Origin of the sequence: Enterobacter cloacae complex sp. 2024EL-00227, from assembly GCF_043945315.1 — a bacterium.
In the GTDB taxonomy this organism is placed as follows: domain Bacteria; phylum Pseudomonadota; class Gammaproteobacteria; order Enterobacterales; family Enterobacteriaceae; genus Enterobacter; species Enterobacter roggenkampii.
Genome location: NZ_JBIMQP010000004.1, coordinates 176,655 through 191,032, shown reverse-complemented (window position 1 = coordinate 191,032; position 14,378 = coordinate 176,655). Strand labels below are relative to the sequence as shown.

18 protein-coding genes are annotated in these 14,378 nt (G+C 58.0%); 15 read left to right on the top strand and 3 right to left on the bottom strand.

Going from position 1 to position 14,378, the window contains the following annotated elements:
• Nucleotides 1-5 precede the first annotated feature (5 nt).
• From cysN to rpoS, 11 genes are all read left to right on the top strand, one after another.
• Nucleotides 6-1,430, top strand: coding sequence for a sulfate adenylyltransferase subunit CysN (gene cysN / locus ACHH0Z_RS09520; protein WP_045408529.1), 1,425 nt, complete (start codon nucleotides 6-8; stop codon nucleotides 1,428-1,430).
• Nucleotides 1,430-2,035: an adenylyl-sulfate kinase gene (gene cysC / locus ACHH0Z_RS09515; protein ID WP_021241908.1), complete on the top strand. Its 606-nt coding sequence runs from the start codon at nucleotides 1,430-1,432 to the stop codon at nucleotides 2,033-2,035. The genes cysN and cysC overlap by 1 nt, the downstream gene beginning before the upstream one ends.
• A 58-nt stretch (nucleotides 2,036-2,093) precedes the next feature.
• Nucleotides 2,094-2,420 carry a DUF3561 family protein gene (locus tag ACHH0Z_RS09510; RefSeq protein WP_395149529.1) on the top strand — a complete coding sequence of 109 codons (327 nt, stop codon included), beginning with the start codon at nucleotides 2,094-2,096 and terminating at the stop codon, nucleotides 2,418-2,420.
• Nucleotides 2,421-2,586: 166 nt separating this feature from the next.
• Complete coding sequence (gene ftsB, locus ACHH0Z_RS09505; protein ID WP_008499609.1) at nucleotides 2,587-2,898, top strand: cell division protein FtsB; 312 nt, start codon at nucleotides 2,587-2,589, stop codon at nucleotides 2,896-2,898.
• Between the two features lie 19 nt (nucleotides 2,899-2,917).
• The gene (gene ispD, locus ACHH0Z_RS09500) at nucleotides 2,918-3,628 is read left to right on the top strand and encodes a 2-C-methyl-D-erythritol 4-phosphate cytidylyltransferase (protein WP_025912397.1); all 711 of its coding nucleotides are present in this window, start codon (nucleotides 2,918-2,920) and stop codon (nucleotides 3,626-3,628) included.
• A complete protein-coding gene (gene ispF, locus ACHH0Z_RS09495) occupies nucleotides 3,628-4,107 on the top strand; it encodes a 2-C-methyl-D-erythritol 2,4-cyclodiphosphate synthase (protein ID WP_008499607.1) in 480 nt (159 codons plus the stop codon). The genes ispD and ispF overlap by 1 nt, the downstream gene beginning before the upstream one ends.
• Nucleotides 4,104-5,153, top strand: a complete 1,050-nt coding sequence (gene truD / locus ACHH0Z_RS09490; RefSeq protein WP_045408532.1) for a tRNA pseudouridine(13) synthase TruD — start codon at nucleotides 4,104-4,106, stop codon at nucleotides 5,151-5,153. Before ispF ends, truD begins: the two co-directional genes overlap by 4 nt.
• Nucleotides 5,134-5,895, top strand: coding sequence for a 5'/3'-nucleotidase SurE (gene surE, locus ACHH0Z_RS09485; RefSeq protein ID WP_021241911.1), 762 nt, complete (start codon nucleotides 5,134-5,136; stop codon nucleotides 5,893-5,895). Before truD ends, surE begins: the two co-directional genes overlap by 20 nt.
• Entirely contained in the window at nucleotides 5,889-6,515 is a 627-nt protein-coding gene (locus ACHH0Z_RS09480) for a protein-L-isoaspartate(D-aspartate) O-methyltransferase (RefSeq protein WP_008499604.1), read from the top strand. Before surE ends, ACHH0Z_RS09480 begins: the two co-directional genes overlap by 7 nt.
• A 116-nt stretch (nucleotides 6,516-6,631) precedes the next feature.
• Nucleotides 6,632-7,756: a murein hydrolase activator NlpD gene (gene nlpD / locus ACHH0Z_RS09475; protein WP_039024138.1), complete on the top strand. Its 1,125-nt coding sequence runs from the start codon at nucleotides 6,632-6,634 to the stop codon at nucleotides 7,754-7,756.
• Nucleotides 7,757-7,815: 59 nt separating this feature from the next.
• Complete coding sequence (gene rpoS / locus ACHH0Z_RS09470; protein WP_008499600.1) at nucleotides 7,816-8,808, top strand: RNA polymerase sigma factor RpoS; 993 nt, start codon at nucleotides 7,816-7,818, stop codon at nucleotides 8,806-8,808.
• Nucleotides 8,809-8,860: 52 nt separating this feature from the next.
• Here the strand turns inward: rpoS and ACHH0Z_RS09465 are convergent, their stop codons facing one another.
• Both ACHH0Z_RS09465 and ACHH0Z_RS09460 read right to left on the bottom strand, forming a co-directional pair.
• The gene (locus tag ACHH0Z_RS09465) at nucleotides 8,861-9,241 is read right to left on the bottom strand and encodes a DUF4440 domain-containing protein (protein WP_045408535.1); all 381 of its coding nucleotides are present in this window, start codon (nucleotides 9,239-9,241) and stop codon (nucleotides 8,861-8,863) included.
• On the bottom strand, nucleotides 9,238-10,440 hold the full coding sequence (locus ACHH0Z_RS09460; RefSeq protein WP_045408538.1) for an MFS transporter: 1,203 nt from the start codon (nucleotides 10,438-10,440) through the stop codon (nucleotides 9,238-9,240). The genes ACHH0Z_RS09465 and ACHH0Z_RS09460 overlap by 4 nt, the downstream gene beginning before the upstream one ends.
• A gap of 108 nt (nucleotides 10,441-10,548) precedes the next feature.
• Here ACHH0Z_RS09460 and ACHH0Z_RS09455 point away from each other — a divergent pair, with 108 nt between their 5' ends.
• A complete protein-coding gene (locus ACHH0Z_RS09455; RefSeq protein WP_045408589.1) occupies nucleotides 10,549-11,436 on the top strand; it encodes a LysR family transcriptional regulator in 888 nt (295 codons plus the stop codon).
• Here the strand turns inward: ACHH0Z_RS09455 and ACHH0Z_RS09450 are convergent.
• Nucleotides 11,433-11,840 carry a MarR family winged helix-turn-helix transcriptional regulator gene (locus tag ACHH0Z_RS09450; protein ID WP_008499596.1) on the bottom strand — a complete coding sequence of 136 codons (408 nt, stop codon included), beginning with the start codon at nucleotides 11,838-11,840 and terminating at the stop codon, nucleotides 11,433-11,435. The genes ACHH0Z_RS09455 and ACHH0Z_RS09450 overlap by 4 nt on opposite strands.
• 172 nt (nucleotides 11,841-12,012) lie before the next feature.
• On the opposite strand from ACHH0Z_RS09450, the gene ACHH0Z_RS09445 reads away from it, so the two are divergent.
• Genes ACHH0Z_RS09445 through ACHH0Z_RS09435 form a run of 3 tightly spaced genes read left to right on the top strand, consistent with a single transcriptional unit; the run spans nucleotide 12,013 to nucleotide 14,264 of the window.
• On the top strand, nucleotides 12,013-12,615 hold the full coding sequence (locus ACHH0Z_RS09445) for a non-oxidative hydroxyarylic acid decarboxylases subunit B (protein WP_045408541.1): 603 nt from the start codon (nucleotides 12,013-12,015) through the stop codon (nucleotides 12,613-12,615).
• Nucleotides 12,605-14,032: a non-oxidative hydroxyarylic acid decarboxylases subunit C gene (locus tag ACHH0Z_RS09440; protein WP_395149528.1), complete on the top strand. Its 1,428-nt coding sequence runs from the start codon at nucleotides 12,605-12,607 to the stop codon at nucleotides 14,030-14,032. Before ACHH0Z_RS09445 ends, ACHH0Z_RS09440 begins: the two co-directional genes overlap by 11 nt.
• 10 nt (nucleotides 14,033-14,042) lie before the next feature.
• Entirely contained in the window at nucleotides 14,043-14,264 is a 222-nt protein-coding gene (locus ACHH0Z_RS09435; RefSeq protein ID WP_003862116.1) for a non-oxidative hydroxyarylic acid decarboxylases subunit D, read from the top strand.
• The last annotated feature ends 114 nt before the right edge of the window (nucleotides 14,265-14,378 follow it).

The following is a 14,378-nucleotide window of genomic DNA, read 5'->3' as shown; positions in this document are numbered from 1 at the left end:
CCGCCATGAATACCACTATTGCTCAACAAATTGCCAACGAAGGCGGCGTGGAAGCGTATCTGCACGCGCAACAACACAAAAGCCTGCTGCGTTTTCTGACCTGCGGCAGCGTGGATGACGGGAAAAGTACCCTGATTGGCCGTCTGCTGCACGATACGCGCCAGATTTATGAAGATCAGCTCTCCTCCCTGCATAACGACAGTAAGCGTCACGGTACCCAGGGCGAAAAGCTGGATCTGGCACTGCTGGTGGATGGCCTGCAGGCGGAGCGCGAGCAGGGCATCACGATTGACGTGGCCTACCGCTATTTCTCTACCGAGAAGCGCAAATTTATTATCGCCGACACCCCGGGGCACGAACAGTACACCCGCAATATGGCGACCGGCGCGTCGACCTGCGACCTGGCGATCCTGCTGATCGACGCCCGTAAAGGCGTGCTGGATCAGACCCGTCGCCACAGCTTTATCTCCACGCTGCTGGGGATCAAACACCTGGTGGTGGCGGTCAACAAGATGGATCTGGTGAACTTCAGCGAAGAGAAGTTCGAGGAGATCCGCCATAGCTACCTGACCTTTGCCGAACAGCTGCCGGGCAACCTGGATATCCGCTTTGTGCCGCTCTCGGCGCTGGAAGGGGATAACGTCGCCTCCCAGAGCGCGAACATGCCGTGGTACAGCGGCCCGACGCTGCTGGAGGTGCTGGAGACGGTTGAAATTCAGCGCGTGGTCGACACTCAGCCGATGCGCTTCCCGGTGCAGTACGTCAACCGTCCTAACCTCGATTTCCGCGGTTTCTCCGGCACCCTTGCGTCAGGCGCCGTAAAGGTCGGTCAGCGCGTCAAGGTGCTGCCATCCGGCGTGGAATCGACCATCGCACGCATCGTCACCTTCGACGGTGACCTGCAGGACGCAGGCGCCGGTGAAGCGGTTACGCTGGTGCTGAAAGACGAGATTGATATCAGCCGGGGCGATCTTCTGGTGGATGCCCGGGAAACGCTGGCCGCCGTGCAGGGGGCTTCCGTGGATGTGGTGTGGATGGCGGAGCAACCGCTGACGCCGGGCCAGAGCTACGACATCAAAATCGCCGGCAAGAAGACCCGCGCCCGCGTGGACGGTATTCAGTTCCAGGTGGACATCAACAACCTGACCCAGCGCGAGGTTACCGAGCTGCCGCTGAACGGTATTGGTCTGGTCGATCTGACCTTTGACGAACCGCTGGTGCTGGATCCGTATCAGCAAAATCCGGTGACGGGCGGGCTTATCTTTATTGATCGCCTGACGAACGTCACCGTCGGCGCGGGGATGGTCCGTGAGCCAAACGAACAGGCGTCCGCGGCTTCAGAATTCAGCGCCTTTGAGCTGGAGCTGAACGCGCTGGTGCGTAAGCACTTCCCGCACTGGGGCGCGCGCGATCTGCTGGGAGGCAAGTAATGGCTGCCCATGATGAGAACGTCGTCTGGCATCCTCATCCGGTCACCGTCGCCCAGCGCGAACAGCTCCACGGTCACCGTGGAGTTGTGCTGTGGTTTACCGGGCTGTCCGGCTCGGGTAAATCGACGGTGGCGGGCGCGCTGGAAGAGGCATTGCATCAGCAGGGCGTAAGCACGTACCTGCTGGATGGCGACAACGTGCGCCATGGCCTGTGCAGCGATTTAGGGTTCAGCGACGACGACCGCAAAGAGAACATCCGCCGGGTCGGGGAGGTCGCCAGCCTGATGGCCGACGCCGGGCTGGTGGTGCTGACCGCATTTATCTCTCCACACCGCGCCGAGCGCCAGATGGTGCGCGAACGGGTCGGTCAGGATCGCTTTATCGAAGTGTTTGTGGATACGCCGCTGGAGGTTTGCGAAGCGCGCGACCCGAAAGGGCTGTACAAAAAAGCGCGTGCCGGAGAATTGCGCAACTTCACCGGCATTGACGCGGTATACGAAGCGCCTGAATCGCCTGAAATTCACCTGGAGGGTCAACAATTGGTAACAAATTTAGTAAGCCAATTATTAGACCTGCTCAGACGGGACGATATTATCAGATCCTGAGACGGTATCGTTCGGGAGCTGTCTTCCCGAACGATGAGTCACGGTCACAGGACTAGCTATGCGCAACAGTGAACATTACATCACCACCACCGGGTCGGAGCCGCTTGCGACCGACGACGAAACGACCTGGTCATTTCCTGGGGCCATCATTGGCTTCGTCTCATGGTTGCTGGCGCTGGTTATCCCGTTTCTTATCTACGGCGGCAACACGCTGTTCTTCTTTCTCTACACCTGGCCTTTCTTTCTGGCGCTGATGCCCGTGGCGGTTGTCGTCGGCATTGCGCTTCACTCGCTGCTCAACGGCAAGCTCCTGTACAGTACCGTGGTCACGATTGTGACGGTGGTGCTGATGTTTGGTCTGTTATTTTTGTGGCTCATGGGCTAACTTCAGCCATAATTCAAACCGTAACCAACTGTGTAACGATATTGAGCAGGACGATTCTGCGGAAAAAATGTGGTACATTTGCCCGCGATGTTGCGGCATCTCTGTTACCCCGGCGTAGTGCTCTGGGGAAGTCTTGGGATGATGATGCCGTTTTTCAGGGGGCAGGATGGGTAAACTAACGCTGCTGTTGCTGGCTTTGCTAATCTGGCTGCAATATTCGCTGTGGTTCGGTAAGAACGGACTGCACGACTATAGCCGGGTGAGCGATGACGTCGCAGCTCAGCAGGCAACAAACGCCAAACTTAAGGCGCGAAACGATCAACTCTTCGCTGAAATTGATGACCTCAATGGCGGGCAAGAGGCGATTGAGGAACGCGCACGCAATGAACTCAGTATGACTAAGCCGGGCGAAACCTTTTATCGTCTGGTTCCGGATGCGTCTAAACGCAATCAGGGCTCAGCACAAAACAATCGATAATCAGGCCCAGGATTACGACATGGCAGTAACTTTTTCGGACGTATGCGCCGTGGTGCCGGCCGCAGGTTTTGGCCGGCGCATGCAGACAGAATGTCCCAAGCAATACCTCTCTATTGGCGATAAAACGATCCTCGAGCACGCCGTGGCGGCGCTGCTGGCGCACCCGCGGGTGACGCACGTGGTCATCGCCATCAGTTCCGGCGATGCCCGCTTTGCGCAGCTGCCGCTGGCAAACCACCCACAGATTACCGTTGTCGATGGCGGTGCCGAGCGCGCCGATTCCGTGCTGGCAGGCATTCAGGCGGCCGGTAACGCGCCGTGGGTGCTGGTGCATGACGCGGCGCGTCCGTGCCTGCATCAGGACGATCTCGCTCGCCTGCTGGCATTGAGCGAAACCAGCAAAGTGGGCGGCATTCTGGCCGCTCCCGTGCGCGACACCATGAAGCGTGCCGAGCCGGGCAAACGGGCTATCGCCCACACCGTCGATCGCGTCGATCTCTGGCACGCGCTGACGCCGCAATTTTTCCCCCGCGAACTGCTCCACGACTGCTTAACGCGCGCGCTTAACGAAGGTGCGACCATCACGGACGAAGCCTCTGCGCTGGAGTACTGCGGTTTCCACCCTGAGCTTGTTGAAGGACGTGCTGATAATATTAAAGTGACGCGTCCGGAAGATTTACAGCTCGCGGAATTTTATCTTACCCGTTCGACCCATCAGGAGAAGGCATAATGCGAATTGGACACGGTTTTGATGTACACGCCTTTGGCGGCGAAGGCCCAATTATCATTGGCGGCGTGCGCATTCCTTATGAAAAAGGGCTGCTGGCGCATTCTGATGGCGACGTGGCGCTGCATGCGCTGACCGACGCGCTGCTGGGCGCAGCCGCACTGGGTGATATCGGCAAGCTGTTCCCGGACACCGACCCGGCGTTTAAAGGGGCGGACAGCCGTGAACTGCTGCGCGAAGCGTGGCGCCGGATCCAGGCGAAAGGCTACACCCTTGGCAACGTCGACGTGACGATTATCGCACAGGCCCCTAAAATGCTGCCGCACATTCCGCAGATGCGCGTGTTTATTGCAGAAGATCTGGGCTGCCATATGGACGACGTGAACGTCAAAGCGACGACGACCGAGAAGCTGGGCTTTACCGGTCGCGGCGAAGGCATTGCCTGTGAAGCCGTGGCGCTGCTGGTGAAGGCGAGCAAATGACAGATTTCGACAACCTGACATACCTGCACGGTAAACCGCAGGGTAACGGGGTGCTGAAAGCCAGCCCTGAAGATTTCCTCGTGGTGGAGGATCTGGGCTTTGAGCCGGATGGCGAAGGCGAACATATCCTGGTGCGTATTCTGAAAAATGGCTGCAATACCCGCTTTGTGGCCGACGCGCTGGCAAAATTCCTCAAAATTCATGCCCGCGAGGTGAGCTTTGCCGGGCAGAAAGATAAACACGCCGTCACGGAACAGTGGCTCTGCGCGCGCGTTCCCGGCAATGCGATGCCTGATTTAAGCAAATTTGAGCTTGAGGGCTGTAAGGTACTGGAATATGCCCGCCACAAGCGCAAACTGCGTCTGGGCGCGTTAAAAGGCAACGCGTTTACGCTGGTGCTGCGCGACGTGACTGACCGTGAAGACGTTGAAAAACGCCTGAATGCCATCAGCGACCGCGGCGTACCGAACTACTTTGGCGCGCAGCGCTTTGGCATCGGCGGCAGCAACCTGCAGGGCGCACTGCGCTGGGCGCAAAGCGACGCGCCGGTGCGTGACAGGAATAAACGCAGTTTTTGGTTGTCGGCGGCCCGCAGTGCGTTGTTTAATCAGATTGTGAGCGAAAGGCTGAAAAAACCAGACGCGAATCAAGTTGTTGTTGGCGATGCGCTACAATTAGCGGGACGCGGAAGCTGGTTTGTGGCAACGGCCGAAGAGATGGCCGATGTCCAGTCGCGCGTGGACGCAAAAGGGCTGCTGATCACCGCCGCGTTGCCCGGTACGGGCGACTGGGGAACACAGGGCGACGCGCTGGCCGCCGAGCAGTCAGCCGTGGCGGATGCGCCAGAATTGCAGTCCTTGCTGGTGCGGGAAAAAGTCGACGCGGCACGCCGCGCGATGCTGCTCTATCCGCAGCAGTTAAGCTGGAACTGGTGGGATGACGTGACCGTCGAGTTACGTTTCTGGCTGCCGGCAGGCAGCTTTGCCACCAGTGTTGTCAGGGAACTTATCAACACCTCGGGTGATTATGCGAATATTGCTGAGTAACGATGACGGGATCCACGCGCCAGGCATTCAGACCCTGGCGAAACACCTCCGTGAGTTTGCGGATGTGCAGGTTGTGGCGCCCGATCGTAACCGCAGTGGAGCGTCTAACTCGCTGACGCTGGAGTCGTCGCTTCGCACCTTTACCTTTGAAAATGGCGATATTGCCGTACAGATGGGCACGCCAACCGACTGTGTTTTTCTGGGCGTGAACGCGCTGATGCGGCCGCGTCCGGATATCGTCGTCTCCGGCATTAACGCCGGGCCTAACCTCGGTGATGACGTGATTTACTCCGGCACCGTGGCGGCCGCAATGGAAGGCCGCCATCTGGGGTTCCCGGCGCTGGCGGTCTCGTTGAACGGCTACACGCACTACGACACCGCCGCCGCGGTGACCTGTTCGATCCTGCGGGCGCTCGGCCGCGAGCCGTTGCGTACCGGACGCATCCTCAACATCAACGTGCCGGATCTTCCTCTCGATGAAATTAAAGGCATCCGCGTCACCCGTTGCGGGAGTCGACATCCTGCCGATCAGGTGATCCCGCAGCAGGATCCGCGCGGCAACACGCTTTACTGGATCGGCCCTCCCGGCGATAAGTGCGATGCGGGTCCGGATACCGACTTTGCCGCCGTGGAGGAAGGCTATGTTTCGGTTACCCCGCTGCACGTAGATTTAACCGCGTATAGCGCGCATGATGTGGTGTCGGGCTGGCTGGATCGCGCAGGAGTGAACGCGCAATGGTAAACAAACGTGTACAAACTCTTCTGGAACAACTACGCGCGCAGGGGATCCGCGACGAGCACGTGCTTGAAGCGCTCGCCCTGGTTCCGCGTGAGAAATTTGTAGACGAGGCGTTTGAACACAAAGCGTGGGAAAACGTGGCGCTGCCCATCGGGCAGGGCCAGACGATTTCGCAGCCTTACATGGTAGCTCGCATGACGGAGCTGCTGGAGCTGACGCCCGACTCCCGCGTGCTGGAGATTGGCACCGGGTCGGGGTATCAGACCGCGATCCTGGCGCATCTCGTTCATCACGTATGCTCCGTTGAGCGGATCAAAGGTTTACAGTGGCAGGCGCGTCGTCGCCTGAAACAACTTGATTTACATAATGTTTCGACACGACACGGTGATGGATGGCAGGGTTGGAAGGCTCGTGCCCCGTTTGACGCGATCATCGTGACGGCGGCCCCGCCAGAAATTCCAGCAGCCCTGTTGTCGCAGCTGGATGAGGGGGGCATTCTGGTTCTGCCTGTCGGGGACGAGCAGCAGCTGTTGAAGCGCGTTCGTCGGCGCGGCGGCGAGTTTATTATCGACACCGTGGAAGCCGTGCGCTTTGTGCCTCTGGTGAAGGGGGAGTTGGCCTGAGACTCGGAATTATCCAGGGTTATTAAGGCAAATTCAGCGTATGGTGTGGCGCGAAAGATTCGTGCCATCACGGTAAATTTTAAGTCACTGGTAGTTAACACATTCCTGGGGGATAAATGAGCGCGGGAAGCCCTAAATTCACCATCAGCCGTGTTGCGGCATTATCACTGGTTTCGCTCTGGCTGGCAGGCTGTACAAGTTCTAACAACGCGCCTGCGCCCGTCAGTTCCGTCGGCGGAAACAGCGGTTCCGGTAACACGTCCAGCGGAATGTTAATCACGCCGCCACCTAAAATGGGGACGGCTGCGCCGCAGCAAACACCACAAATTCAGCCTGTGCAACATCCTGTTACACAGCCAGTGCAGGTTCAGCCAGTTGAACAGCCTGTTCAGACCCAAAACGGCCGCATAGTCTATAACCGTCAGTATGGGAACATTCCGAAAGGCAGCTACACCGGTGGCAGCACCTATACCGTGAAACGCGGCGATACGCTGTTCTACATTGCGTGGATCACCGGGAACGATTTCCGTGACCTCGCGCAGCGCAACAACGTCCAGGCCCCATATGGTCTGGAAGTCGGGCAAACGCTCCAGGTGGGCAACGCGACGGGTACGCCGCTTACGCCTGGCAACACGGTTTCAGCGGCCGATGTGACGGCTCAAAATAACAGCGTTAAGCCTGCACAAAAATCCACCACGGTGGTTGCTTCACAACCTGTAATTACGTATTCTGAGGATTCAGGTGATCAGACTGCTAACAAAATGTTGCCGAATAATAAAGGGACTGCGACTGCTGTCACAGCACCGGTTACGGCACCTGTGGTTAGCTCTACTGAACCGACTGCCAGCAGTATGACCTCCAGTTCGCCGATTTCTGCATGGCGCTGGCCGACTGACGGCAAGGTTATCGAGAACTTCTCTTCCTCCGAAGGGGGAAATAAAGGGATCGATATCGCAGGGAGTAAAGGACAGGCTATCATCGCGACCGCAGATGGACGCGTTGTGTATGCCGGTAACGCTCTGCGCGGTTACGGTAATCTTATCATCATCAAACACAACGATGATTACCTGAGTGCCTACGCCCATAACGACACAATGCTGGTCCGGGAACAACAAGAAGTTAAGGCGGGGCAAAAAATCGCTACCATGGGTAGCACCGGAACCAGTTCTACACGCTTGCATTTTGAAATTCGTTACAAGGGGAAATCCGTAAACCCGCTGCAGTACTTGCCGCAGCGATAATTTGACGGGGCATGCCAGCCAGGGTGTCTCGTTCAGGGATCACGGGTAGGAGCCACCTTATGAGTCAGAATACGCTGAAAGTTCATGATTTAAATGAAGACGCGGAATTTGATGAGAACGGAGTAGAGGCTTTTGACGAAAAAGCCTTAGTAGAAGAGGAACCCAGTGATAACGATTTGGCTGAAGAAGAGCTGTTATCGCAGGGCGCCACACAGCGTGTACTGGACGCGACTCAGCTTTACCTTGGGGAGATTGGTTACTCCCCACTGCTAACGGCCGAAGAAGAAGTCTATTTCGCACGTCGTGCTTTGCGTGGTGATGTGGCCTCGCGTCGTCGCATGATTGAAAGTAACCTGCGACTGGTCGTGAAAATTGCCCGCCGTTACGGCAATCGTGGTCTGGCTCTGCTGGATCTGATTGAAGAGGGCAACTTAGGTCTCATCCGCGCAGTTGAGAAGTTTGACCCGGAACGCGGGTTCCGTTTCTCAACCTACGCGACCTGGTGGATTCGTCAGACCATCGAACGGGCAATTATGAACCAGACCCGTACGATTCGCCTGCCGATTCACATCGTCAAAGAGTTGAACGTGTATCTGCGTACCGCGCGCGAGTTGTCCCATAAGCTGGACCACGAGCCAAGCGCAGAAGAAATTGCCGAACAACTCGATAAACCGGTTGATGACGTAAGCCGTATGCTGCGTCTCAACGAGCGCATTACCTCCGTTGACACCCCGCTGGGTGGCGACTCCGAAAAAGCGCTGCTGGACATCCTGGCCGATGAAAAAGATAACGGTCCGGAAGACACCACGCAGGACGATGACATGAAGCAGAGCATCGTCAAATGGCTGTTCGAACTGAACGCCAAACAGCGTGAAGTGCTGGCGCGTCGCTTCGGTTTACTGGGGTATGAAGCTGCGACACTGGAAGACGTCGGCCGCGAAATTGGCCTGACCCGTGAACGTGTTCGTCAGATTCAGGTTGAAGGTCTGCGTCGCCTGCGTGAAATCCTGCAGGGGCAAGGTCTGAATATCGAAGCGCTGTTCCGCGAATAAGCAACCTTTCGTCAAAAAAGGCCCGTCGTGAGACGGGCCTTTTTCTTTTGTGTTACGGCTGCGTCGCCGTCTCGTGCAGCAGACGCCAGGTTATTTTGTCACCTTCCTGATTAAGCACCGCGGTTGACCAGCGCACGTTAACGGGCAGGTCTGGCCGGGTTTGCGTCTCCCGGTAGTGAAGCACTGCACCCCGTTCGCCGCTCTGGATCGTGGTTAACTCGTCAATGACGATGTTCAGCCCGGGACGGCTTCCGCGCTGTTTTTCCAGAAAACTGGCCAGGCCGTTATAGTCGACCTGCACACCGCCCGGCGGGATCATCAGAAAATCGGGACGGAAACGGGCGAGCAGGGCGTCGGCCTCGCCTTCACCTTTGCCTAACCATGCTTCAAGCGCAATGTGGAGGTCGATAATGTCGTGTTCGAAAGGCGTCATGAATTCTCCTGTCGCAGCGGGTTTAGCACCTGCGTATTGTTAAGACGAAAAACGTACGGTACAGGCAGCAAGGTCATGCCTGCGGCAAAAATAAACATCCCGTGCCAGGCGGCGTGTGGCGTCAGCCACGCCTGCGCCAGGTTCAGCACCTGCGCCAGCAGCAGGGCACCGGCAAAAAAGCTCAATTGACGATTGAGATTCCACAGCGCGCTGGCATCCGGCATCTCGTCCCGGCGCGTTGTCAGAAACGCGCTGCTCTGAGCCGTGCTGCTGCACAGGCTTCCCCCGGCGCCCATCAGGGCAAACGCGACGGCAGGCAACAGCGTAGCCGAACTGACGTCAATCAAAAGCAGAATGCCCGTCGCCTGCAGCAGGCAGCCGATGACGATCAGGGGTCGGGGGCCGATACGGTTAAAATAACGTCCCGTCGCCGTGATGGCGATAAACGATGCCACGGACCACGGCAGCATGAGCATGCCCGTAGCGGCTGGGCTCATGTTCGCCACGTTCTGAAGATAAAACATGCCCGTGACGTTCACCCCAATAAATACGCCGGGTACGCAGATATACACAAGCATGGAAAAACGCAAAAGCGGGTCCGCGAGCAATGACAGGTTTAGCAGTCTGGCCGCGTTCATCGTGGGTTTTTCGTGTTTAAGCCACAGGCAGGCCAGAACAAAGGTCACGATAGCGACCGGTAGCGTGGCGAAAAAGATCCATCGCCAGCTTAGCGTCTGTACCAGCAGTCCCCCGATAGCCGGGGAGCAGGCCGGGGCAAGCAGCGCGACCAGCATCACCGCCGAGGAGAGTCTGGCACGCTCGTGAGGCTTATACTGTTGCCAGGTCAGCGCCTGTCCGACGGGGATCAGTAAGCCTCCTCCCACGCCCTGAAGCACTCGCCAGGCGATCAGACTTTCCAGCGTTGCAGACAGGCCCGCCGCTGCGGAGGCTGCGCTGAACAGAAAAAGCGAAAGCAGGATGACGCGCTTTGGCCCGATGCGGCGCGAGAGCAGGCTGCTGAACGGGATCGCCAGCGTCAGGCCGGCAATGTAACCGTTACTGACCCAGGCAAGGGCAGAAGGCGTGGTGTTAAAGGCGTGAGCCATCGCCGGAAAGGCGACGCTGGCAATAAACATGTTGATCAAATCAAGAAAAAAGCCCAGCAGATAGACAACGGCAACTTGGCTGCGATACGTCATGGTGGATCCTCCGGTGAGGTGGCGTATCGTATCGGCTCGGGCATCACGGATAAACCTGACAAAGCGCGATATACTGTCAAAAATATTTTGACAGTAAAGGGCGAGATGATGATTAACCTGCAGCGGACGCAGATGTTTATCGCGGTGGCCGACACCGGCAGTTTTACGGCCGCCGCCGAGGCGATGGGGCTGACAAAAGCGGTGGTCAGCTTCAATATTCGCCAGCTCGAAGCCGAGCTGGGGGTGACGCTGCTGCTGCGCTCCACCCGCCGCCTGACGCTAACCGAGGCGGGAGCGCTTTTTCATCAGCGCAGCGTGGCGCTTCTGAAGGACGCGGAACGGCTGCAGGATGACGTTCGCGCGAATCATGCAGGACTCACGGGGGAATTGCGGATCACCACCACGCCTGAGTATGGTTCGCGGGTCGTGGTGCCGCTGCTGGCCAGGTTTAGCCAGCAACACACAGATCTTCGCGTCCGACATGTTTCGTCGTCACTGCACGCAGACCTTATCTCGGAGCGCTTTGACGTGGCCATCCGGCTGGGGACGCTTGTTGATTCGCGCAACCACGCCGCACTGATTTCTCACTTTTCTATTCTCCCCGTCGCGACGCCCGAGTGGCTTGCGAGAAACCCGATCGAATCGCTTGCACAGCTGGCGCAGGCCGACTGGATTATCCACGAGCGCTTAGCCTCGCCGCTGCGCTGGCAGGTGAAAGATGCCCGCGGTGCGCCTGACATGCTGGAGATAAAAAAGGCGCCGCGTTTGTTTGCCGACAGCGCTCAGGCCCTTATGGCTTTTGCGCTCGCAGGCGGTGGGGTGGCGTTACTGCCGGAATGGCTGGTGCGCGATGCGCTTGATGCGGGAACGCTGGTGACGATTTTACCGGAGTATACCTTTGCGCGGCAGGGGATCTATGCGGTCTATCCTGATGCCCGGCATGTGCCCGCAAAAGTGCGCACCTTTATCGATTTTATGCGCACCAGCGTGAGTTAATCGTGCATCATCTTTTTGATGAGCGCAGAGAACTGCTCCCGCTCGGCCTTGTTAAGGCGTCCTAAAAAGGCCTCATCAACCTCATTGCCTACCGGCTTACAGTCTGCAAGCAGGGCCTCACCTTCTGGCGTGAGGAAGACAAAGCGACGGCGCTTATCCGCAGGGTCGTGCTCGCGTTTGACCAGCCCGCGCGCCTCCATGCGGCTCAGCATTTCCGCCAGGGTCGCTTTCGTGCTGACCGCGACTTCAGTCAATGCCACCTGTTCAATGCCCGGATGCTCGGCAATCGAGCGCATCACCGCATACTGCGGCTTGGTCAGTTCCGGCAGGGCATGTTGCCACTTCGCGGTATGCTGTTGAAAAAGCTGACGTAACAGGTGGAACGCCTCTTGTCTTAGTTCCATGAACACTCCGACAGAAAAAATCACCCCCTATGATAGCCGCTAAAGTCCAGGATGATAATGCGGCATTTTTTAGCATTTTGTGTGATCGTGTACGAACAATCTTGTCAGAAAAACAATCCGGGAGTAGTTTACCTCTAATGTTCGTACACGAACAAATTGATTGAGGTGATGAATGAGATTGATCGTGGGAATGACGGGGGCGACGGGTGCTCCGCTGGGCGTGGCGCTGCTGCAGGCGCTGCGGGAAATGCCGGAAGTAGAGACGCATCTGGTGATGTCGAAGTGGGCAAAAACCACCATTGAGCTGGAAACGCCTTACACCGCCCAGGACGTTGCTGCCCTGGCTGACGTCATCCACAGCCCGGCTGACCAGGCCGCCACCATCTCCTCCGGCTCGTTTCGTACCGACGGCATGATCGTCATTCCCTGCAGCATGAAAACGCTGGCCGGGATCCGCGCGGGCTATGCCGAAGGGCTGGTGGGCCGTGCGGCGGATGTGGTGCTGAAAGAGGGGCGCAAGCTGGTGCTGGTGCCCCGTGAAACGCCGCTCAGCACCATTCATCTGGAGAACATGCTGGCGCTCTCCCGCATGGGCGTGGCGATAGTGCCGCCCATGCCTGCGTATTACAACCACCCGCAAACCGCCGATGACATTACCCAGCATATTGTGACCCGCGTGCTCGACCAGTTTGGCCTGGAGCATAAAAAGGCGCGTCGCTGGAACGGGTTGCGGGAGGCGAAACATTTTTCACAGGAGAATAAAGATGGCATTTGATGATCTGAGAAGCTTCCTGTCGGCGCTCGATGAGCAAGGGCAACTGCTGAAAATTGAGGAAGAGGTAAACGCCGAGCCGGTTCTGGCGGCGGCAGCCAACGCGACCGGCCGCATCGGTGACGGCGCGCCCGCGCTGTGGTTCGACAATATTCGCGGCTTTACCGATGCCCGCGTGGTGATGAACACCATCGGCTCCTGGCAAAATCACGCTATTTCGATGGGGCTGCCTGCGAACACGCCGGTGAAAAAGCAGATCGACGAGTTTATACGCCGCTGGGATAAATTCCCGATTGCGCCAGAGCGCCGCGCCAACCCGGCCTGGGCGCAGAATACGGTGGACGGTGAAGACATTAACCTGTTCGACATCCTGCCGCTGTTCCGCCTGAACGACGGGGACGGTGGTTTTTATCTCGACAAAGCGTGCGTTGTCTCGCGCGATCCGCTCGACCCGGATAACTTCGGCAAGCAGAACGTTGGCATCTACCGCATGGAAGTGAAGGGCAAGCGCAAGCTCGGCCTGCAGCCGGTGCCGATGCACGATATCGCTCTGCATCTGCACAAAGCGGAAGAACGCGGCGAAGACCTGCCGATTGCGATTACGCTGGGCAACGACCCGATCATCACCCTGATGGGCGCGACGCCGCTGAAATACGATCAGTCGGAATATGAAATGGCCGGTGCGCTCCGTGAAAGCCCGTACCCGATTGCCACCGCGCCGCTGACCGGCTTTGACGTGCCGTGGGGTTCTGAAGTGATCCTGGAAGGGGTGATTGAAGGCCGTAAGCGCGAAATTGAAGGGCCGTTCGGCGAGTTTACCGGGCACTACTCCGGTGGCCGTAACATGACGGTTGTCCGTATCGACAAAGTTTCTTACCGCACCAAACCGATTTTCGAATCCCTTTACCTCGGCATGCCGTGGACCGAGATTGATTATCTGATGGGGCCAGCCACCTGCGTGCCGCTCTACCAGCAGCTGAAAGCGGAGTTCCCGGAAGTGCAGGCGGTAAACGCGATGTACACCCACGGTCTGCTGGCGATCATCTCCACCAAAAAGCGTTACGGCGGCTTCGCCCGCGCGGTTGGCTTGCGCGCCATGACCACGCCGCACGGCCTGGGCTACGTGAAGATGGTGATCATGGTGGATGAGGATGTCGACCCGTTCAACCTTCCGCAGGTGATGTGGGCGCTGTCATCGAAGGTCAACCCGGCAGGCGATCTGGTGCAGCTGCCGAACATGTCGGTGCTTGAACTCGATCCGGGATCCAGTCCGGCGGGCATTACTGACAAACTGATTATTGATGCGACCACGCCTGTCGCACCGGACACCCGGGGCCACTATAGCCAGCCGGTTCAGGATCTGCCTGAAACCAAAGCCTGGGCTGAAAAACTGACCGCGATGCTGGCTGCACGCCAATAAGGAGGAAAAGATGATTTGTCCACGTTGTGCCGATGAGCATATTGAAGTGATGGCGACGTCACCGGTGAAAGGGGTCTGGACCGTTTACCAGTGCCAGCATTGTCTGTATACCTGGCGCGATACCGAACCGCTGCGCCGTACCAGCCGCGAGCATTATCCGGAAGCGTTCCGCATGACGCAGAAGGATATTGACGAGGCGCCGCAGGTGCCGACAATCCCGCCGCTGCTCTAAAAAAAAGCCCGGTGGCGCTGCGCTTACCGGGCGATAATATTGTGCGGCCTTTTGCCCGGTGGCGCTGCGCTTACCGGGCCTACGGTTTTGTAGGTCGGGTAAGGCGAAGCCGCC